14 protein-coding genes are annotated in these 20,260 nt (G+C 71.7%); 9 read left to right on the top strand and 5 right to left on the bottom strand.

Going from position 1 to position 20,260, the window contains the following annotated elements:
- Nucleotides 1–899 (bottom strand): carbohydrate ABC transporter permease (locus J0911_RS08435; RefSeq protein ID WP_207275019.1); only part of this gene is annotated, 899 nt, incomplete at its 3' end.
- A 154-nt stretch (nucleotides 900–1,053) separates the two neighbouring features.
- Entirely contained in the window at nucleotides 1,054–2,340 is a 1,287-nt protein-coding gene (locus tag J0911_RS08440; RefSeq protein ID WP_207275020.1) for an ABC transporter substrate-binding protein, read from the bottom strand.
- Nucleotides 2,341–2,684: 344 nt separating this feature from the next.
- Between J0911_RS08440 and J0911_RS08445 the strand changes: the two genes are divergently transcribed.
- From J0911_RS08445 to J0911_RS08470, 6 genes are all read left to right on the top strand, one after another.
- The gene (locus J0911_RS08445) at nucleotides 2,685–3,806 is read left to right on the top strand and encodes an ROK family transcriptional regulator (protein ID WP_307864984.1); all 1,122 of its coding nucleotides are present in this window, start codon (nucleotides 2,685–2,687) and stop codon (nucleotides 3,804–3,806) included.
- A gap of 11 nt (nucleotides 3,807–3,817) precedes the next feature.
- Entirely contained in the window at nucleotides 3,818–4,969 is a 1,152-nt protein-coding gene (locus J0911_RS08450) for a substrate-binding domain-containing protein (RefSeq protein WP_207275022.1), read from the top strand.
- Entirely contained in the window at nucleotides 4,966–5,754 is a 789-nt protein-coding gene (locus J0911_RS08455; RefSeq protein WP_207275023.1) for an ATP-binding cassette domain-containing protein, read from the top strand. Before J0911_RS08450 ends, J0911_RS08455 begins: the two co-directional genes overlap by 4 nt.
- A gap of 36 nt (nucleotides 5,755–5,790) precedes the next feature.
- Nucleotides 5,791–7,026: a sugar ABC transporter permease gene (locus tag J0911_RS08460; protein WP_242636477.1), complete on the top strand. Its 1,236-nt coding sequence runs from the start codon at nucleotides 5,791–5,793 to the stop codon at nucleotides 7,024–7,026.
- A gap of 2 nt (nucleotides 7,027–7,028) precedes the next feature.
- Nucleotides 7,029–8,039, top strand: coding sequence for a LacI family DNA-binding transcriptional regulator (locus J0911_RS08465; RefSeq protein ID WP_207275024.1), 1,011 nt, complete (start codon nucleotides 7,029–7,031; stop codon nucleotides 8,037–8,039).
- 139 nt (nucleotides 8,040–8,178) lie between these two features.
- Nucleotides 8,179–12,450, top strand: a complete 4,272-nt coding sequence (locus J0911_RS08470; RefSeq protein ID WP_207275025.1) for a GH92 family glycosyl hydrolase — start codon at nucleotides 8,179–8,181, stop codon at nucleotides 12,448–12,450.
- Between the two features lie 235 nt (nucleotides 12,451–12,685).
- Here the strand turns inward: J0911_RS08470 and J0911_RS08475 are convergent, their stop codons facing one another.
- Nucleotides 12,686–14,677, bottom strand: coding sequence for a M13 family metallopeptidase (locus tag J0911_RS08475; RefSeq protein ID WP_207275026.1), 1,992 nt, complete (start codon nucleotides 14,675–14,677; stop codon nucleotides 12,686–12,688).
- A gap of 320 nt (nucleotides 14,678–14,997) precedes the next feature.
- Here J0911_RS08475 and J0911_RS08480 point away from each other — a divergent pair, with 320 nt between their 5' ends.
- The 3 genes from J0911_RS08480 to J0911_RS08490 all read left to right on the top strand — a co-directional run bounded on the left by J0911_RS08480 (nucleotide 14,998) and on the right by J0911_RS08490 (nucleotide 17,635).
- Nucleotides 14,998–15,447 (top strand): ribose-5-phosphate isomerase, encoded by a 450-nt coding sequence (locus J0911_RS08480; protein ID WP_207275027.1) that lies wholly within the window; start codon nucleotides 14,998–15,000, stop codon nucleotides 15,445–15,447.
- A gap of 1 nt (nucleotide 15,448) precedes the next feature.
- Entirely contained in the window at nucleotides 15,449–16,852 is a 1,404-nt protein-coding gene (locus J0911_RS21055) for a zinc finger domain-containing protein (protein ID WP_307864985.1), read from the top strand.
- A 363-nt stretch (nucleotides 16,853–17,215) separates the two neighbouring features.
- The gene (locus J0911_RS08490) at nucleotides 17,216–17,635 is read left to right on the top strand and encodes an MGMT family protein (RefSeq protein ID WP_207275090.1); all 420 of its coding nucleotides are present in this window, start codon (nucleotides 17,216–17,218) and stop codon (nucleotides 17,633–17,635) included.
- A 19-nt stretch (nucleotides 17,636–17,654) separates the two neighbouring features.
- Here the strand turns inward: J0911_RS08490 and J0911_RS08495 are convergent, their stop codons facing one another.
- Nucleotides 17,655–18,956 (bottom strand): GNAT family N-acetyltransferase, encoded by a 1,302-nt coding sequence (locus J0911_RS08495; RefSeq protein ID WP_207275028.1) that lies wholly within the window; start codon nucleotides 18,954–18,956, stop codon nucleotides 17,655–17,657.
- Nucleotides 18,957–19,201: 245 nt separating this feature from the next.
- Nucleotides 19,202–20,119 (bottom strand): hypothetical protein, encoded by a 918-nt coding sequence (locus tag J0911_RS08500; RefSeq protein WP_207275029.1) that lies wholly within the window; start codon nucleotides 20,117–20,119, stop codon nucleotides 19,202–19,204.
- Nucleotides 20,120–20,260 lie beyond the last annotated feature (141 nt).

The following is a 20,260-nucleotide window of genomic DNA, read 5'->3' on the forward strand; positions in this document are numbered from 1 at the left end:
CGCTTTTCCTCCCGGTGGGTGTGGATGAGGTAGGGGATGATGATGGCGGCGACGATGATCAGGAGGATGGCGCCGACGGCGGCGGCGTTGGCGTAGTCGAAGCTGGATTTGAAGACGAACATGTCCACGGCGGGGACTTTGGTCTGGTAGTTGGCTGGTTTGGAGATCGACATGATGAGGTCGAAGGATTTGAGGGACATGTGTCCGATGATGATCAGTGCGGACAGGGCTACCGGGGACAGTTGGGGAAACAGGACGTGGCGGTAGAGCTGGAGTTCGCTGGCGCCGTCCATGCGTGCGGCTTCGCGTAGTTCGTGGGGGATGCCGCGGAATCCGGCCAGGAACAGGGCCATGACGTAGCCGGACAGTTGCCAGATGGCGGGGATGGCGATGGCCGTGATGCCGAGGGTGACGTTGTTCCACCAGTTGTTCTGCAGGAAGTCCAGGCCGATGATCTGGAAGAGGCGGTTGAGGCCGGAGGCTTGTTGGTCCTGGTTGGAGTTGAGCAGCCAGCGCCATACGACGCCGGAGGCGACGAAGGAGACGGCCATGGGGAACAGGTAGATGGAGCGGAAGAAGCCTTCGCCCTTGACGGGTTTTTCCAGGAGCCAGGCCCAGCCGAAGCCCATGAGCATGGTGCCGGCGAGGAACACGCCGGTGAACAGCAGCAGGTTGGTCAGGGAGTGCTGGAAGTCCTCGCTGGCCAGGAGGGTCAGGTAGTTGTCGAACCAGACGGTGACCGCGGGTTGCTGGCCGGTGGCCTGGGCCGCGGTGTGGTTGTCGGTGAACGACATCTGGAAGTTCGCCGCGATCAGCCCGTAGACGAACACCCCCAGAAGCAGCAACGAAGGAGCGAGCAGAAGCAGGGCAGGCCCCACCCGCCGCAGGGTCTTGGACATGGGTTTCCTCGAAGGTCGATGCACCCGCCACGAAGCCCGCCGGGGAAGGCCGCGGCCGGGCAGGACCTCCGGGCGCCGTCGTGGGAGCCACCCGGAGGTCCTGCGCCGCCGTGTTACGCCCGGCGGGCTTGCGGGTCGTGCTGGGTCGGTCGTCTCAGCTTTGTGTGGCTGTGGCGAGTTCGGTCTGGAAGGCGTCCAGGTCGGAGGCGCCGGTGGTGAACTTGCTGGTGGCGTCGCTGATCGCGTTCAGGGTCGCGACCGGGGTCGCGGCGCCGTGTGCCAGGGAGGAGACGATGGTGTCGTTCGCGAACGACTCGATCGCGCCTTGCTGGTACTCGGAGAAGTCCGCGGGGTCGGCATCGGTCCGTGCCGGGATGGAGCCCTTGGCGGCGTTGAACGCGGTCTGCCCCTCCAGGGACCCGATGGTCTCCAGCCACGCCTTGGTGCCCTCGGGGTGGGGCGCACCGACCGGCAGGGTGAAGGAATCGGCCAGGAAGTCGAACGTGCCGGCAGTACCCGGAGAAGCAACGGCCACGAAGTCGGTGCCCAACTCCTTGTCCTGCTCCTCGAACGCGGCCACCGCCCAGTCACCCATGATGTTGAACGCGGCCTGACCATCGATGACCTGCTGAGTGGCCTCCGGCCAGTCCAGACCGTCCCGGTCGGAGTTCGTGAACGACATGATCGTCTCGAAGTCCTCCAACGCACCGGTCACCTCATCCGAGGACCAGTCCGTCGACCCGTCCCACAGACCCGAGTACGCCTGCGCACCCAGATCGGCCAGCAGCACCGTCTCCAGCAGATGCACCTGCGTCCACGTGGTCGCCACCGAGATCGGCGTCACCCCCGCCTCGTCCAGCTCCTCCAGATCCGCGATGAACGCATCCAGGTCCTCGTACTCACCCGAGGGATCCAGCCCCGCATCCTCCAGCACCGCAGGATTGGCCCACAACACGTTCGCCCGGTGAATGTTCGACGGGATCGAGTAGATCGCCCCGTCCTCGGTCGAGAGCCGCTCCACCAGATCCGCCGGGAACGCGTCCGTCAGCCCGAACTCCTCGTACAGACCCGACACGTCCTCGATCTGAGCCGCATCGATGTAGTCCTGCAACTCCGCACCCGCGTGAGCCTGGAACGTGTCCGGCGGGTCCTGCGCCTGCAGACGCGTCTGCAGCAGATCCTTCGCCGCCGACCCCGCACCACCAGCCACCGCACCGTTCACGAACTCGATGTCCGGGTGCTGCTCCTGGAACACCCCCACCAGAGCATCCAACCCCGCCTTCTCCGAACCCGCAGCCCACCACGTGAACACCTCCACCTGATCACCGCCACCCTCGGAGCCGGCATCACCAGAACCACTACCGCCACCACACGCCGCCAGAACCATCCCCAGCACAGCGGCCGAAGCCACCACACCGGCCGACTTCTTGCTGATTCGCATCTCGTGTCCCTCAAACCTTCGTTGGTCGGTGGATCGAACCCGCCTCCGGAGAGCCGCGATCCCGGGGGAGGACGGCGGTGTGCCCGGAGGCGGTCGGGCGTCTGAGGCGCCCGAGAACCGCGCCCTATCAAACGGGGATCCGGCCTTGATGTCAAGAAGTGAACGCAAGGCGGCGTAGCTGGTAAGACTCCGTTCAGGGCATGTACTCAACGCCTGCGGGCGCCGGTGACCGTCGTGATCTCGCAGATGAGGGCGGCCCGGCGGTTTATTGTGTGGCTGTGCGCGCGGATCGGGTGACCCCGGGTTCGCAGACCTCGCTTCGTGAGGCCAACCGAGCCCGGATCGTGAGCGCCGTCCAGCAGCGTGGGTCGCTCACGCAGATCGAGCTGGCCGGCGTCACCGGCCTGTCCCCGGCCACGATCTCGAACATCGTCAAGGAACTGTCGGCGGCCGGTGTCCTGGCCACCGCCCAGTCCGTCCGCAACGGCCGTCGCGCGCTGCAGGTCACGCTCGCACGGAACCTCGGGCTCGTCGCGGGCGTCCGGTTCGGTTTCCGGTCGATGAGCGTGGCGCTGGCCGACGCGTCGATGCGCGTCCTGGCCGAGCAGCGCATGCCGCTCGCCTCCGACCACCGCGCCGACGCCGGCGTGCGTCGCACCGCGCTGCTCGTCACCGAGATGATCGAGTCCGTCGGCGCCTCGCCCGACGAGCTGCTCGCGGTCGGCGTCGGGGTACCGGTGCCTGTCGACCCGTCCAGTGGTGAGGTGGTGACGCTCGGCATGATGCGCGGCTGGGACGGCGTCGACGTCGCCGCGCTGTTCCAGGCCGAGCTGGGCGTGCCCGTCACCGTCGACAACGAGGCGACGCTCGCCGCGATCGCCGAGTACCGGTACGGGGCCGGCCAGGGTGCCGACTCCGTCGCCTACGTCCGCGTCTCCCACGGCGTCGGCGCGGGTCTCGTCATCGGCGGGCACGCCGTGCGGGGCAGGGCCGGCGTCGCGGGGGAGATCGGGCACGTGTCGGTGGACGAGAACGGCCCTGTCTGCCGGTGCGGCAACCGGGGCTGCCTGGAGATGCTGGTCGGCGCGTCCAGCCTGCTCGGCATGCTGCCGGCCGGGGCGGGGCACCTCACGCTCGCCGACCTCGTCGCGCGCGCGACGAACGGTGACCCCGGCTGCCGCCGGGTCGTGTACGACGCCGGACGCCACCTGGGCGTGGCGCTGGCCAACCTGTGCAACATCGTGGACCCGGCGGTCGTCGTCGTCGGCGGACAGCTCGTGGAGGTCGGTGACCTCCTGCTCGACCCCTTGCGGACGACACTCGGCCAGCGCGTGGTCGCCACCTCGCGCGGGCCGGTCGACGTCGTACCCTCCGAGCTCGGCGGATCCGCCGGCGTGCGGGGCGCGCTGGCCGTCGCGCTCGACTCGGCGAGGTCCGCGGGCGCGCTCGGTGTGGTGGGATCATGAGGAGGCGATCTGTGGGAGGGGACGACGTGCCACGAGGTCGGCGGTGGGTAGGCCGGGCCGTCACCCTGCTGGTGGCGGCGGTGGTCTCGACCGTGTCCGCCTGTGCCGCCCCCGGCGAGACCGCCGAGCCGCCCGAGGGCACCGTCGGGCTGCTGCTGCCCGAGGCGCAGACGGCGCGCTACGAGGCGTCCGACCGCCCGACCTTCGCCCGTGTGGTCTCCAGCCGGTGCCCGAGCTGCGACGTCCTGTACGCGAACGCCGGCCAGGACGTCGCCAGCCAGCAGGAGCAGGCCGAGTCGATGCTCGTGCGCGGCGCGGACGTGCTCGTGCTGGACGCCGTCGACACGGTGGCGGCCGTGGGCATCGTCGAGGAGGCGCACCGGCTCGGCGCCAAGGTGATCGCGTACGACCGGTTCGTCGAGGGCGCGGACTACTACGTGTCGTACGACTACGAGTTCCTCGGCTACCTCATGGGATCCGCCCTGGTGGGAGCCCTCGACCCCGAGATCGAGCCCGGTCTGACCACCCTCGAGGCCCGCACCGCGGCCGGGACCGGTGCCGACCCGGGCGTGCTGCTCGTCCAGGGGGCGATCACCGACCCCAACTCCCGCGCGATCGCCGACGGAGCTCATCGCGCCCTCGACTCCGCCGACGTCGAGATCCTCGCCGAGTACCACACGCCGGACTGGAGTCCCGACAAGGCCACCGAATGGGTCGAGGCGATGCTCACCCGGTACCGCGGCCAGGTCGACGGGATCCTGGCGGCGAGCGACGGCGTCGCGGGCGGTGCGGTGGCCGCCGCGAAGGCCGCCGGGCTCGACCCGGTCCCGCCGACCACGGGCCAGGACGGAGAGCTGGCGGCGGTTCAGCGCATCGTCGCCGGAGACCAGTACATGACCATCTACAAGGCGACCGACCAGCAGGCGGCCACGGCGGCCGAGCTGGCCGTCCGGGTGCTGCGTGGTGAGGACCCGCGGACCACGGCCGTCACGGACGGCGTGCCCACCCTGCTGCTCGCGCCGCGTGCGGTGGGGGCGGACGACATCGAGCACGTCATCCTCGACGGCCGGGTGTACACGACGGAGCAGATCTGCACGCCGTCCTACCGGGACGCGTGCGAGGCCCGCGGCCTCATCGGCGGAGCCGAGGAGAAGCAAGGATGAACGAGTCCATCGAACCAGGCTCCGCGCTCCCTCGGACCCCGGCGGGCCCGGTGGTGTCGCTGCGCGGGGTCAGCAAGCGGTTCGGAGGCGTCCGGGCACTGGTGGACGTGGACGTGGACGTCCACGAGCACGAGGTGCTCGCCGTGGTGGGGGACAACGGCGCCGGGAAGTCGACGCTCGCCGGCGTGCTCGCCGGCGCCCACCGGCCCGACTCCGGGCAGGTGCTCGTGGACGGCGCCCCCGTGGTCCTGGACTCGCCGGCCGCGGCGCGCGCCCTCGGGATCGCGACCGTGTTCCAGGAGCTGGCGCTCGTCAACGACCTCGACGTCGTGGAGAACCTCTTCCTCGGGCACGAGGTGGGCAGGGGCGGGTTCCTCGACGAGGTGGAGATGGAACGCCGGGCGTGGCAGGTGCTCGACCAGCTCGCCGCGAGCGTCCCCTCGGTGCGTGACCCCGTCCGCACGCTGTCGGGCGGACAGCGGCAGGTGATCGCCGTCGCGCGGGCGCTGCTCGGCTCCCCTCGCGTCGTCGTCCTGGACGAGCCGACGGCGTCGCTCGGCGTGCGGCAGACGGCGCAGGTGCTCAACCTGATCACGCGGTTGCGGGCGCGCGGGCACGCCGTCGTCCTCGTCAGCCATCAGGCGGGGGACCTGCAAGCCGTCGCCGACCGGATCCTCGTGCTCCGGCTCGGCCGGGTGCACGGCACCTACACCGGGGAGACCTCGTACGAGGACCTGCTCGCGGCGATGACGGGTGCGGTGCGCCCGAGCCCGGGGAGACGATGATGGCAGCCGACGAGACACGCGGGAGCTTGGGGCCAGATGAACGCTGACGGGATGCGCGGGGGCGGAAGGACGCTCGCCGCGGTCGATCCGGCGCCGGAACCGCCACGAGTGGGGCCGGGTGCGGTGCTGCGCCAGTGGTTCCACGGGGAGCACGGCGTGGCGCCGATCGTCGTCGGGCTGGTGCTCGTGTGGGTGGTGCTCGCGGCGATCGCGCCGGACTTCCTCTCCGCCGAGAACCTCGTCAACCTCACCCTGCAGAGCGTGCCCGTGGGCGTGATCGCCCTCGGCGTCGTGCTCGTGCTCCTGGTCGGGCAGATCGACCTCTCGGTCGGCTCGGTGAGCGGGCTGGCCGCGGCGATCGTGGCGGTCGGCACGGTGACGGCGGGCTGGCCGTTCGCGCTGGGGGTCCTCGTGGCCCTCGCCTGCGGTATGGCCGTGGGACTCGTCTACGGCGTGCTGTCGACCCGGCTCGGGCTGCCCAGCTTCGTGATCACCCTGGCGGGACTGCTCTTCTTCGCCGGTGTGCAGCTGCGCGTCCTCGGGCCGCTCGGATCGATCAACCTGCCGTTCGAGTCCTGGTTCGTGCGCGCCGTCCAGCAGGGGTTCCTCGACCCTCGCGTGGCCTGGGTGCTCGTCGCCGTGTGGGTCCTGGCATACCTGGGAACGCAGATCTGGGCGCGGGAGCGCCGGCGTCGCGCGGAACTGTCCTGCGTACCGTGGTCGCAGGTCGTGCTGCGTACGGGGGCGCTGGCGCTGGTGCTGTCGGCGACGGTCGGCTACCTCTCCACGGCCCGCGGCGTGGGCTACTCGGTGGTGCTGTTCGTCGTGCTGGTGATCATCGCGGACGTGGCGTTGCGACGCACACGCTGGGGCCGCTCCGTGCGCGCGGTGGGCAGCGACCGCCGGGCGGCGCTGCTCTCGGGGGTCGCCGTGCACCGCACCGTGGTCTCGTGCTTCGTGGCGTGCACGACGCTGGCCGCGCTGGGCGGCATCCTGGCGGCGGGTCGGCTGGGCGCGGCGAACCAGGGCACGGGCGGGGCCGACACGTACCTCACGGCGATCGCGGCCGCCGTGATCGGCGGGACCAGCCTCTTCGGCGGGCGGGGCAGCGCCTGGTCGGCGCTGCTGGGCGTGCTCGTCATCCAGTCGGTCGCGAACGGGCTCACGCTGCTCGACCTCGACCAGGCTACGCGTTTCATGGTGACCGGAGCGGTGCTGCTGGGTGCCATCATCGTCGACATGCTGGTAAGGCGCCGGCGTCAGGAGGCTTGAGGATGGCGGTGCAGGGAACGCGTCGGCCCACGCTCGCGGGCGTGGCGGAGCGCGCGGGTGTGAGTCTGAAGACGGCCTCCCGCGTGCTGAACGGCGAGCCGAACGTGGCCGAGGCGACGCGGGAGCGGGTGCGGGAGGCGGCGACGGCGCTGGGTTTCCGGCGCAACGCCGTGGCCGCGGACCTCGCGCGCGGCGGCGCGTCCCGGCTGCTCGGCTTCATCTCCGGGGACATCGCCAACCCGTTCTACTCGGCCCTCGCCAGCGGGATCGAGCGCGTCGCGCGGGACAACGACCTGCAGCTGATCACCACGTCGTGCGACGAGGACCCGGAGCGCGAACGCCTGCTCACCGAGGAACTGCTGGAGCGCCGCGTGGGCGGGCTCGTCGTGACCCCGACGACCGGTGACCACGCGCGGCTGGCCGGTGAGCTCGCCGCCGGTACGCCCGTGGTGTTCGTGGACCGTCCGGCCTCCGGGCTGGAGGCGGACACCGTGGTGATCGACAACCGGGGAGGCATCCGCGCCGCCGTGCGCCACCTGAGCTACCACGGGCACCGGAAGATCGCCTTCGTCGGGGACAACCCCGAGGTGTGGACCTTCCGCGAGCGGCGGGCCGCCTTCCTCGACGTGATGGACGAGCTGGGCAACCGCGACGCCCAGCGGTGGGTCCGGTCGGGCGCGCACGATGCGCGTGAGGCGCGGTCGCTCGTGGCGGGGCTGCTGGACGGGCCCGAGCCGCCGACGGCGGTGCTCGCCGAGAACAACCGCGTCACCGCGGGGGCCCTGCGCGCGCTCGCCGACGTCGCCGGTGGGGAGCGCATCGCGCTGGTCGGTTTCGACGACTTCGACCTGGCAGACCTGCTGGGCGTGACCGTGGTGTCGTACGACGCCGTGGAGATGGGGCGCCGTGCCGCGGAGCTGGCGACCAGCCGTTACGACCCGGCCACGCCCCCGCGCACGGTGACCCTGGAGACCCGCCTCATCCCGCGCGGTACGGGCGAGCGGCGCCTCTGACGGCGGGCCCCGGCCGAGGCTCCCCTCCCGCGCGGCGGGGCGCGCGTCCCGCCGTGTCGTTGACAGTCGGCTCGGGAAGCCCTTACGTTCAGGTCCTGAACCGAATTGACAGCGGTGTCACAAGATCGAGGGAGATCGAATGTCACAAGTCACCGCCCGGCGCCCCAGGCGCCGGGGAGCAGTGTCCGCGGGGGTGGCCCTCGCGCTGATCGTGCAGGGCACCGCGGGCCTCGTCGCCCCGGCGACCGCCGTCGCCGCACCCGGCGACTTCGCCAGCTCGTTCGAGGAGGCCGACACGGCGCCCCTCGAGTCCACACCCGCCGAACGCGACGGCGAGCCCTGGTACGACAACATCGGCACGTTCGTGTCCGGCCTGCCGGGCAGCGTGCTCGGATCGGTCGCGGAGGCGACGGCCAGCGGCGAGAACCTGCCCAACGAAGGTGTCGACAAGATCCACGACGGCAGCTCGTCCACGAAGTGGCTCGTGTTCGAGCCCACCGGCTGGGTGGCCTACGAGCTGTCCGAGGCGACGTCGGTCGCCGCCTACGCGCTCACCTCGGCCAACGACTTCGCCGGTCGTGACCCGCAGTCCTGGACGCTGCAGGGCTCGACCGACGGCGAGACCTGGGTGGACATCGACGAGCAGTCCGGTGTCACCTTCTCCGAACGCTTCGAGCAGCAGATCTTCGAGCTGGACGCCCCGACGGAGGCCTACCGGTACTTCCGCCTCGACGTCACGGCGAACCACGGCGACCCCATCCTGCAGATCGCCGACTGGGACCTCTCCGTCGACCTGACCCCGACGGAACCGGCGGCCGAGCCGATGGCGACCACGGTCGGCGGCGGTCCGACGTCGGCCTCCTACACGAGCCGCTCGGGTGTCGGCTTCACCGGGATGCGGTCGCTGCGGTACTCCGGCTCCCACCTGGCCGACGGCCCGGCGTACGCCGCGAACGTGCTGTACGACGACGTCGACGTCGCGGTCGGGCCCGAGACGCGCCTGAGCTACGCGATCTTCCCGGAGCTCCTGGAGGACCTGGGCTACCCGTCCACCTACGCGGCGATGGACCTGCGGTTCACCGACGGCACGCTCCTCTCCGAGCTGGGCGCCGAGGACTCGCACGGCACGGCCGCCACCCCGGCGGGCCAGGGCGCCGGAAAGATCCTCTACGCGGACCAGTGGAACTCGGTGCGCATCGACGTCGGTGCGGTGGCCGAGGGCAAGACCGTCGACCAGGTCCTGGTCGGCTACGACAACGACGCCGGAGCCGCCGGCACGCGCTTCTCCGGCTGGCTCGACGACGTCGCCATCGAGGCCGAGCCCGAGACGATCGACGGGTCGAGCGACCTGAACTACGTCGACACCCGTCGTGGCACCCATTCCTCGGGCGGCTTCTCGCGGGGCAACAACATCCCGGCGACGGCCGTGCCGAACGGCTTCAACTTCTACGTGCCGATGACCAACGCGTCGTCGCAGAGCTGGCTGTACGAGTACCAGACCGCCACCGACGAGCAGAACCGGCCGGTCCTGGAGGGCATCGGGATCTCGCACGAGCCCAGCCCGTGGATGGGGGACCGCAACCAGCTCGCGTTCCAGCCCGCCGTCGGCTCCGGTACGCCCGACGCCGGGCTGGACGCGCGCGGCCTGGCGTTCTCCCACGACGACGAGACGGCACGCCCCGACTACTACGGCGTGGAGTTCGTCGACGGCCAGGCCGTCGAGGTCGCCCCGGCCGACCACTCCGCCGTGCTCCGGTTCAGCTTCCCGGCGGACGCCGCCGACGGCACCGGGCACGTGCTCGTCGACCAGGTGGCGGGCGACTCCAGCCTGACTCTCGACGCCGCCACCGGAACGCTCAGCGGCTGGGTCGAGGGCGGCAGCGGGCTGTCGGTGGGCCGTACCCGCATGTATGTCGCGGGCACGTTCGACCGGACCCCGACCGCCGTCGGACAGGCCGCGGGCAACCGCGAGGCGGCTCGCTACGCCACGTTCGACGTGTCGCAGGACGACACGGTCGAGCTGCGCGTCGCCACCTCGTTCATCGGGCTCGACCAGGCCCGCGCCAACCTCGGCCTGGAGGTCGCCGACCGTTCCTTCGACGAGGTGCGTGCCGCCGCGGCGGCGCAGTGGGAGGAACGGCTCTCGGTGATCGACGTCGAGGGCGCCGGCGAGGACGAGCTCGTCACGCTGTACTCCAACCTCTACCGGCTCAACCTGTACCCCAACTCGCAGTTCGAGAACACGGGCACCGCCGCCGAGCCGCGCTACCAGTACGCCAGCCCGGTCAGCGCCCCGTCGGGCGAGCCGACCGACACGGAGACCAACGCCGAGATCGTCGACGGCAAGATCTACGTGAACAACGGCTTCTGGGACACCTACCGGACGGCGTGGCCGGCGTACTCGCTCCTGTACCCGGACCTGGCCGCCGAGCTCGTCGACGGGTTCGTGCAGCAGTACCGGGACGGCGGCTGGGTCGCGCGCTGGTCCTCGCCGGGCTACGCCGACCTGATGACCGGCACCAGCTCCGACGTCGCCTTCGCGGACGCCTACCTCAAGGGCTCCCTGCCCACCGAGCAGGCCCTGGACGCGTACGACGCCGCGCTGAAGAACGCCACCGTGGCGCCCACCAGTTCCGCCGTCGGGCGCAAGGGGCTCGACGTCAGCCCGTACCTGGGCTTCACCCCGGAGAGCACGCACGAGTCGGTGTCCTGGGGCCTGGAGGGGCTGATCAACGACTTCGGCATCGGGAACATGGCCGCCGCGCTCGCCAAGGACCGCGAGGTCCCGCGGGAGCGGCGCAAGCAGCTGCGTGAGGAGTCGAAGTACTTCCTGGAGCGCGCGACGCACTACGTGGAGTCCTTCGACGAGGAGACCGAGTTCTTCGCGCCGCGGCACGCGGACGGCGAGTTCGTCACAGCGCCCGAGGACTACGACCCGCGCGTCTGGGGCAACGGGTACACCGAGACCAACGGCTGGAACTTCGCCTTCCACGCACCACAGGACCCGAACGGCCTGGCCAACCTGTACGGCGGCACCGAAGGCCTTGAGGAGAAGCTCGACGAGTTCTTCGCGACGCCGGAGGACGCGAAGCACACCGGCAGTTACGGCGGCGTCATCCACGAGATGCGCGAGGCGCGCGACGTGCGCCTCGGCCAGTGGGGCATGAGCAACCAGGTCTCGCACCACATCCCGTGGCTGTACGACGCCGCGGGCGCGCCGCACAAGACCCAGGAGATCGTGCGCGAGGTCATGCGGCGGCTCTTCGTCGGCAGCGAGATCGGCCAGGGCTACCCCGGCGACGAGGACAACGGCGAGATGTCGTCGTGGTGGATCTTCGCCGCGCTCGGCTTCTACCCGTTGCAGGTCGGCTCGGCCGAGTACGCCGTCGGCTCGCCGCTCTTCGAGAAGGCGACGGTGCACCTGCCCGACGGTGACCTGGTGATCAACGCGCACGGCAACTCGGACGAGAACGTGTACGTGCAGTCCCTCCGGGTCGACGGCCGGCCGACCACGTCCACGTCCCTGTCGCAGCGGGACCTGTCCGGTGGCGCGAGGCTCGACTTCGTCATGGGGCCGGAGCCGTCCGACTGGGGTACCGGCCGTCGCGACGCCCCGCCCTCGCTCACGCGCGGCGACGAGGCTCCCGAGCCGGTCGCCGACGTGACGGCGGCGGGCTCCGTGGTGGCCGACGACGGGACGACGACGGACGCGCTGGTGGACGACACCTCCGGTACCCAGACCGGCTTCTCCTCGGCGACGCCCACCCTCACCTGGGAGGGCGACGGCGATCGGCCGGAGCTCGTGGGGTACACGCTCACGTCGGGCGAGACCGGGACCGCGGCGCCCAGCGCCTGGCGGCTCGAGGGCTCGAACGACGGCCGGCGGTGGCGGACGCTCGACCGGCGCTCGGGCGAGGAGTTCCGCTGGGCGCGCCAGCTGCGTCCGTTCCAGCTCGACGGGAAGCGGGACTACGCCCAGGTGCGTCTCGTGGTCGAGGACGTCGCGGGCGAGGGTGAGCTCGCGCTCGCCGAGTTCGAGCTGCTGGCGGAGCCGGGCGGTGGCCGTGGCCAGGGCCACGGCCAGGGCCAGGGCCAGGGCCACGGCCGGTCCGCGGCGTCGTCGGACCTTGCCGACGCCGTCGAGGTCTCGGCGGTGCCGCAGTGCACCGACGGCGCGGCGGCACTGACCGTCGTCCTCGGCAACACGGGGGACGACGCGGCGAGCGTCGAGGTCGAGACCGACTTCGGCGCGGAGAAGGTGACCGTGGCCCCGGGCGACGACCGGCTGGTCACGCTGGAGCCGGGGATCACGTCCTTCGGCCCCGGTCTGGTCACGGCCACGGCCGGCGGCGGTTCCGGGACGGACACGGCCACGCTCCCGTCCGCCGCGTACGAGGCAGCCTCCTGCTGAGGCGGCCTCCGGTGGGGTCGGCGCCGGTCACGCGGCCGGCGCCGGCCGCCGGATGGTCCTGCTCGGCGGATGTGCCGCTCGTCGTCGGCCACCACCGGGCGGCAAAGGAGCTCCGGCGGTCACGACGACCGGTTGCGGCCGGAGTGGGGCACCCGGCGTGACGGCCACGGGTCGACGGCGATGAACGACCGGGGTGGCCGGTCCCGTGAAGGGGCCGGCCACCCCGGTGGTGCCGTCACCAGATCCGCACGCGTTCCTCCGGGGCCAGGTACAGGCCGTCGCCCGGGACGGTGCCGTAGGTCTCGTGGAACTCGTCCACGTTGCGCAGCACGCCGTTGCAGCGGAACTCGTTGGGGGAGTGCGGGTCGACGGCGAGGCGGCGCACCACCTCCTCGTCGCGGCCCTTCGACTGCCACACCTGCGCCCAGCCGAGGAAGATCCGCTCCAGGGCGCCGAGGCCGTCGATCTCGGGGGCCTCCGACAGCGGCTTCCCGAGCGCGATCCGGTACGCCTTGATCGCGATCGACAGGCCGCCCAGGTCGCCGATGTTCTCCCCGATCGTCAGCGAACCGTTGACGTGGACGTCCGCGTGCTCCTCGGCGTCGAGCTGCGCGGGGCGGAACGCGTCGTACTGCGCGATGAGCGCGGTGGTGCGCTTCTCGAACTCGTCGCGGTCCGCGTCCGACCACCAGTTCTCGAGACGCCCGTCGCCGTCGTACTTGGAGCCCTGGTCGTCGAAGCCGTGGCCGATCTCGTGCCCGATGACGCCGCCGATGCCGCCGAAGTTCACGGCGTCGTCGGCGTCGGGGTCGAAGAACGGCGGCTGCAGGATCGCGGCCGGGAACACGATCTCGTTCATACCCGGGTTGTAGTAGGCGTTGACCGTCTGCGGTGTCATGAACCACTCCTCGCGGTCCAGCGGGCGGCCGATCTTGCCGAGCTCGTGGTCCTGGTCGAAGGCGTTGGAGCGGCAGACGTTCCCCACCAGGTCCGCCGCGTCCACCGAGAGCCCCGAGTAGTCCCGCCACTTGGTGGGGTAGCCCACCTTGGGCGTGAACTTCTCCAGCTTCACCAGCGCTTTCTCGCGGGTCTCGGGGGTCATCCAGTCGAGGTTCCCGATGGACTCGCGATAGGCCGCCACGAGCGCCCCGACGAGCCGGTCCATCTTCTCCTTGTGCTCCGGCGGGAAGTGCCGCGCCACGTACTCCGCACCGACGACCTCCCCGAGCGCACCCTCGACGAGCGACACGCCACGCTTCCACCGCTCCCGGACCTCCTGCGCGCCCGTGAGCACCCGGCCGTAGAAGTCGAAGTTGGCCTCCACGATCTCGTCGGTGAGATACGGCGCGCGGGCCGTCACCAGGTGGTAGGCCATCCACAGCTGCCAGTCCAGCAGCGAGACGTCGTGCCAGAGCCCGGCGAACCCCGCGGCGAACGTGGGCTCGCGGACCACGATCTGGTCGAGCGCGCCCAAGGGTGCGCCGAGCGCCTCGACCCAGCGCCGCCAGTCGAACCCGGGTGCGTTCTCCGCGAGCTCGGCGAGCGTCATCGGGTTGTAGGTCAGCGTGGCGTCACGCCGCTTGACCACGTCCCAGTGATGCTCCGCGAGCCGGGACTCGAGCTCGACCACGCGCGCGGCGGCGTCCTCGGCACTGATGCCCCAGGTGGCGGAGACATCGGCGAAGCGCAGCATGCGCGCCACGTGCGGCTCGTACTTCCTGCGGATCGGCGCGTACTGGTCGTCGTGGTAGTACGACTCGTCGGGCAGCCCGATCCCGGACTGCGTCAGATAGACCACGTACCGCTCGGTGTCCTTGGCGTCGTTGTCCACCCAGAAGCTGACGGCACGTGCTCCGCCGGTGCGCTGGAGGGTGCCCAGCACGCGCGTGAGGTCGTCGACGTCGGCGGCGTCACGGATCAGCGCGAGGTCGCCGGCGAGCGGCGCGGTGCCGAGCGCCTCGATGCGCTCGGTGTCCATGAAGCTCGCGTACAGGTCGCCGATCTGGGAGCCCGCGGGAGCGTCCGTGATGATCTCCCGGACGTGCTCCTCGGCCTGGTCGTGCAGGGCGCGGAACGCCCCGTCCATCGCGCGGTCGGCGGGGATCTCGTGGGCGTCGATCCAGCGGCCGTTCACGTGGCGGTACAGGTCGTCCTGCGGACGGACTCCGGGGTCGAGGGCGTCGAGGTCGATTCCCGACTTCATCGGGGCGGATTCGGTCGTCGTCATGGCGCCAGGGTACGCGCGGTGCACAGGGCCGGTCCGAGCTGCCTGTGGACAGGCCGGGCGCCTGGTCGCGGGCAGTTCGACGGGGTGGTGCGGGCCTGCGGTGGGCTGTCCGGTGGTGCGGCTGTCCGGTGGTGCGGCTGTGCGGTGGTGCGGCTGTGCGGTGGGGGCGGTGTCGGGCAGTTCGGTGGTGTGGTGCGGGCTGGTCGCGGGCCGTTCGGCGGTGTGGAGGCCGGAGATGACCTGTCCCGTGGTGGGAGCCGCCGTCGTCCATGGTGCGGGCCGTGTGGAGAGCCCGCACGGCCGTGAGGGAGGATGTGACCATGCACCTGCACATCGCCGCCGACCACGCCGGGTTCGAGCTCAAGGCTCACCTGGTGCAGCACCTGACCGACACGGGCCACCAGGTCACCGACCACGGCGCCCACGAGCTGGACCCGCAGGACGACTACCCGTCCTTCTGCCTCGCCGCGGGGGAGGCCGTGGTCGCGGAGCCCGGCTCGCTCGGCATCGTCATCGGCGGTTCCGGAAACGGCGAGCAGATCGCCGCGAACAAGGTCAACGGTGTCCGCGCGTGCCTCGCCTGGTCCGTCGAGACGGCGCAGCTCGGCCGGCAGCACAACGACGCCAACGTGATCGCCGTGGGCGGCCGGATGCACACGGTGGAGGAGGCGACGGCGATCGTCGACGCCTTCGTCGCCGAACCGTTCAGCGGCGACGAGCGGCATCAGCGCCGTATCGACCAGCTCACCACCTACGAGAAGTCCCGCTGAGTTGCCCGAGGGCCACACCGTCCACCGGCTCGCGCGCACCCTGCGGGACCTGTTCGCCGGCGAGGCGCTGCGGGTGACCAGCCCGCAGGGCCGCTTCACCGACGGCGCCGCCCTGATCTCGGGACGGCGGCTCGTCGAGGTCGAGGCCTGGGGAAAGCAGCTCTTCTGTGCCTTCGTGCCCGACGGCGACGCGGGCGGACCGAGCCGGCGAGGCGAGGAGTCCGGGCGACCGGACGGCGACGCGGCGGCCCCGGAGGTGCTCTGGCTCCGGACGCACCTCGGGCTCTACGGGGCGTGGACGTTCGCGGGCGCGCCGGGCGCCGCGCAGGTCGCGCACGCGATCGGCGCCCCGCGCAAACGCATCGGCGAGCGCGAGACCGTCGTGCCGGAGCCGGAGCCGGAGCCGGAGCCGGGGTCTGCGCCGGTGCCGGAACTGGAGCCGGGGCCGAAACCGGAGCCTGGGTCTGCGCCGGTGCCGGGGCCGGAACCGGCGTCGGAGCCGGTGCCGGGGCCTGCGTCGGGACCGGAACCGGCGTCGGGGCCTTCGCCTGGATCGGAACCTGCGCCACGGACCGCAGCGGCGCTGATGCCCGCACCGGCGTCGGGGAGCGAGGCCGCTCCGAACCCGGCATCCGCACCGGTGCCCGTTGAAGCCGAGGGCCATGTCGTGGAGGGCCGGACCGCGGAGGGCGCTGCCGTGGTGGGGCGTTCCGTGGCGGGCCGCGGCGTCGTCGGCCGGGTCCCTCACCGGACGTCTGTCCCTGACGGTGAGCGCGTGCCCGGGGACGGCTGGCAGCCGCCCGCGCCCCGGGGGCAGGTGCGCGTACGGCTGCTCGGGCGGCACGCGGTGGCGGACCTGACCGGGCCTGCCGCGTGCGAGGTCGTCACGCCTGCCGAGAAGGACGCGGTCACCGCGCGGCTCGGGCCCGACCCCATCCGGGACGGGGAGCCGGGGCACGACGCCGAGCGGTTCGTCGCGAGAGTCGGGCGCTCCCGCGTGACGATCGGACAGCTCCTCATGGACCAGGCCGTCATCGCCGGCGTGGGAAACATCTACCGGGCGGAGGCGCTCTTCCGAGCCGGGGTCGACCCGCTGCTCCCAGGGCGTGACGTCCCGGCGTCGTCGGCTCGCGCGATCTGGGACGACCTCGTGCTCCTCATGCGCGAGGGCGCCCGCACGGGCGCGATCGTCACCACACGCCCGGAGGATCGCACCGCGCAGCAGTCACCGGGCAAGCGCCGGACGCGGCAGAACACAGATGGCGCTCGCGGCGCCGTCCCCGCTGACCTGGCTTTCTACGTGTACCACCGCGACGGCCTGCCGTGCCGCGTATGTGGCAGCCCCGTCCTCCTCAAGGAGCTCGCCGGCCGCAACCTCTTCTGGTGCGCCACCTGCCAGACCTGATGCGGTCGGTCCGATGTCGAGGATGGTCGGTCCTATGTCGAGCGGTCGGTCCCCCGAGGGACCGACCGCATTGGCGGGGACCGACCGCTCGACAGCGGACCGACCGCATTGGCGGGGACCGACTGCTCGACAGCGGACCGACCGCATTGACAACCGACCGACCGCTCGACAGTGGGTCGACCGCATTGGCGGGGACCGACCGCTCGACAGCGGACCGACCGCATTGGCAGCGGTCGGCTGCTCGATGGAGGACGACCGGCCGGCGGGGAGGTGGGCGGTGCTGGAGGGGCGAGTGGGGCGACGTCGGCTCGTGCACCTACGATGCCGGGTGTGACTCGGAGTACGCCGGACGGCAGTGAGGCGATGGAGGGGCAAGCCGGTGTCGTGCCGCTGACCGGCGCCGAGGAGTACGCCGCTGCCGTGCTCGCTCTGGTGCGTCGGATCCCGCCCGCCCGCGCGATGACATATGGACTGATCGCGGAGATCGTCGCTGAGGACCTCGGGCGTGGCGGGCCACGGCAGGTCGGCAACGTGATGGCGGCGTCCGGCGACCGATATCAGCATCTGGTACCGGAGAACGCCGTCGTCGTCGGACCGGCGCAGGACGACTTCGCCGTGCCCTGGTGGCGCGTCGTCAACGCGGCGGGCTCGCCGCCGGCCCGGCACCTGACCGCAGCCCTCGACGCGTTGCGCGCGGAGGGCTGCCCGCTCACCCGCGACGGTCGCCGCGTCGACCTGAAGCGCGCCATCTGGTTCCCGGACGAGCCCGACGTGACGAGTTGACGCCCGCCGGCCGCCCCGGTCACCAGACCCAGCTGCTCATCGGGGCGACCGGCCAGCCGAACGCAGCGGCCGCCGGGGCCAGAGCGCCCGGGGTGTGCTCGGTGACGAGCCCGGCCGACGCCAGGGACACCAGGGACGCCCCGCCTAGGTAGGCGGCGCCGAGGTCGCGCACGTCGAGGGACAGGTCGGCGGGCTCCGCGACGCGGTCGCACGTGGCCTCGCCGAAGGCGCGCGCCCGGAGCCGGTACGTCCCGGTGTTCTCCGGGAGCCGGGCGTCGGTCACGGCGATCCTCACGTCGGCGTCCGCGGCGTACTGCCGTCCCGCCAGCGCCGCGGCGACGTCGACCAGCCGGACCCACACGTTGTCGACGACGCGGGGTTGCGCCGCGCGCGGGTTGACCAGCAGGCGGGTGACGGCGTCGTCGACCGGGAGCAGGAACGTGGAGGTCTCGACCGTGAGGTCGAAGTCGACCAGCACGCCCCACAGGGCGCGGGCGGCCGCGGCGTCGAGGGCGACGGCCTCGGTGACCGCGGTGGTGCCACGCGGCCCGAAGGTCTCCCAGTCGAGCTTCCGGCGGAACAGGGCGTAGCCGCGCGGCTCGCCGTCACGCTGCACGACGGCGATCCGGCGCGACTCCCGGCCGCCGCGGTGCGCGGTCGGGTCGGCCCAGAAGTGCGCCTGGAGTTCGTCCGTCTCCCGCTCGCACCAGCCCGGACGGTTGATCCCCGCGACACCGGCGGGACGGGTCCCGGCCGCGCGGTGGAGCCGCTCCACCACCTCACCGTGCTGTTCCCTCGACGCATGGGCGATCTGCACGGTGTGCTCGTCCGCGCCCGGTACGTCGTGGAGGGCCGCGCCGCGGGCGATGGTGAGCCGGACGTCGTCGGCGGCCTTGCCGTAGCCGAAGCGTCCGTAGATCGGCGCCTCGGCCGCGAACAGGGCGGACAACGGCTCGCCGCGCTCGCGGCAGCGTGCCAGGTGAAGGTCGATCATGCCGGTGAGGAGACCGCGGCGGCGATGTTGCGGGTGCACACCCACCCAGGTCAGCCCTCCGGTCGGGAGGGTGCCGCCCGGCACTCCGAACTCCCGGAACGGATAGGAGCCGTGGAGGGCGGCGAGCCCGTCGAACCCGTCCGCCTCGATCCCGATCGCGCGGTCCCAGCCGAGGGGGAAGGGGTGCTGGGCCGCCTCGTCCGGCGTGGTCCCGGAGGGGAAGGCCCAGAAGTCGACGTCGAGGGCCGCACGGAGGTCCGCCTGGGCGAGCGTTCGAAAGCGGTAACCGGCCGGCAGGGGGACGTCCGGAAGGGAGGAAGTATGCATGCCCCGATCGTGCCCGCCACACCCTGCGGGCGCGAGGCAATTCGCGAGACGACGCCGTCCGCCTGCCCCCTCCGCCCCCTCAATGTGGCCGTCCTCTGCCGAGCGGTTGGTCGCTCGTCGATGCGGTCGGTCCCTTGTCAATGCGGTCGGTCGCTCGAGGGACCGACCGCTCGACATCGGACCGACCGAGTTCGACATCGGACCGACCGCATGAGCCGTGGGGCTTTGGGACGCGAGGCGCAGGGTCACAAAGCCGGGGGCATCCGGCGGTCGACACGCAGCAGCTCACGCAGGTCCGGTGGCAGGTGGTGCACGACCCGGTCGACGAGCGCGTCAGGTCTGTCGGCGGCCGTGGTCCGCACCAGTGTCACGGCTTCCGCGATCGCATCCCCTCGGCGTTTCTCGCGGAACAACTCGTCCGCACCGTCGTGACCGATGCGGAGCGCCCCGGTGCGGTACTTGACCTTGCCGTCGAACTCGATGCCCACGCCGAGTCGCGGGATGCCCAGGTCGGTGTGGAACGTACCGAGCCTTGTTCGGACAGGCATCTGCGTGACGAGCTCCGGCACACCCGCCCGGAGCAGGATGTAGCGAGTCCGGCTCTCCCACACCGACTGGGCGCCGCCGTCGGCGCTCGTGATGACATGTCGCGCGGCCAGGGTCCCACGCCGGTTTCGTCGCGCGCCCAGGATCTTCAGCGCCTCGCCGACGTCGAGATTCGCTCGGCATGCCGCGTCGGCGATGACCAGGGCTTCCATGGGATGGAGCGTGAGAGCGCAGTCGACGACCGTCCGCGCGAGGTTGGTGACCGGGACGCCGGCGGTCGTGGTGACCTGGTCGGATGGGAGGGCCGTCCGGTGACGTGCGACGTCGTGCGACGCTCTCGATCCCGCGTGATACCGCTGGATCAGGTCGATGCGCTCCGGCAGGGTCCAGGTCGGGAGACCGTGCAGGACCGCCGCGGCCTTGTGGGAGAAGACGTGCTCGGCGCGCAACTGCCGGTGCAGAGCCTGGACCTTCAGGAGGACGAGGTCCCGTGGCCGGTGCTCGACCGCCTCGGTGTACGCCCCACGACGCACCCGCACCATGTCGCCGGACCGTGCGTAGCGCCGGAGGCGGTCTCGGTCGTGCTCCTGAGCCAGGAGGATCTCGCTGCTCGTCATCCATCCAGCGTGGCAGGAGGTGCCGTCGCCGGACCGTCACCATCCACACCTCCATCCCCCTCGCGGCCAGATGCGGTCGGTTCCATGTCGAGCGGTCGGTCCGTTGTCGATGCGGTCGGTCGCTTGAGGGACCGACCGCTC

This window comes from Myceligenerans salitolerans (assembly GCF_017349295.1).
GTDB lineage: Bacteria > Actinomycetota > Actinomycetes > Actinomycetales > Cellulomonadaceae > Myceligenerans > Myceligenerans salitolerans.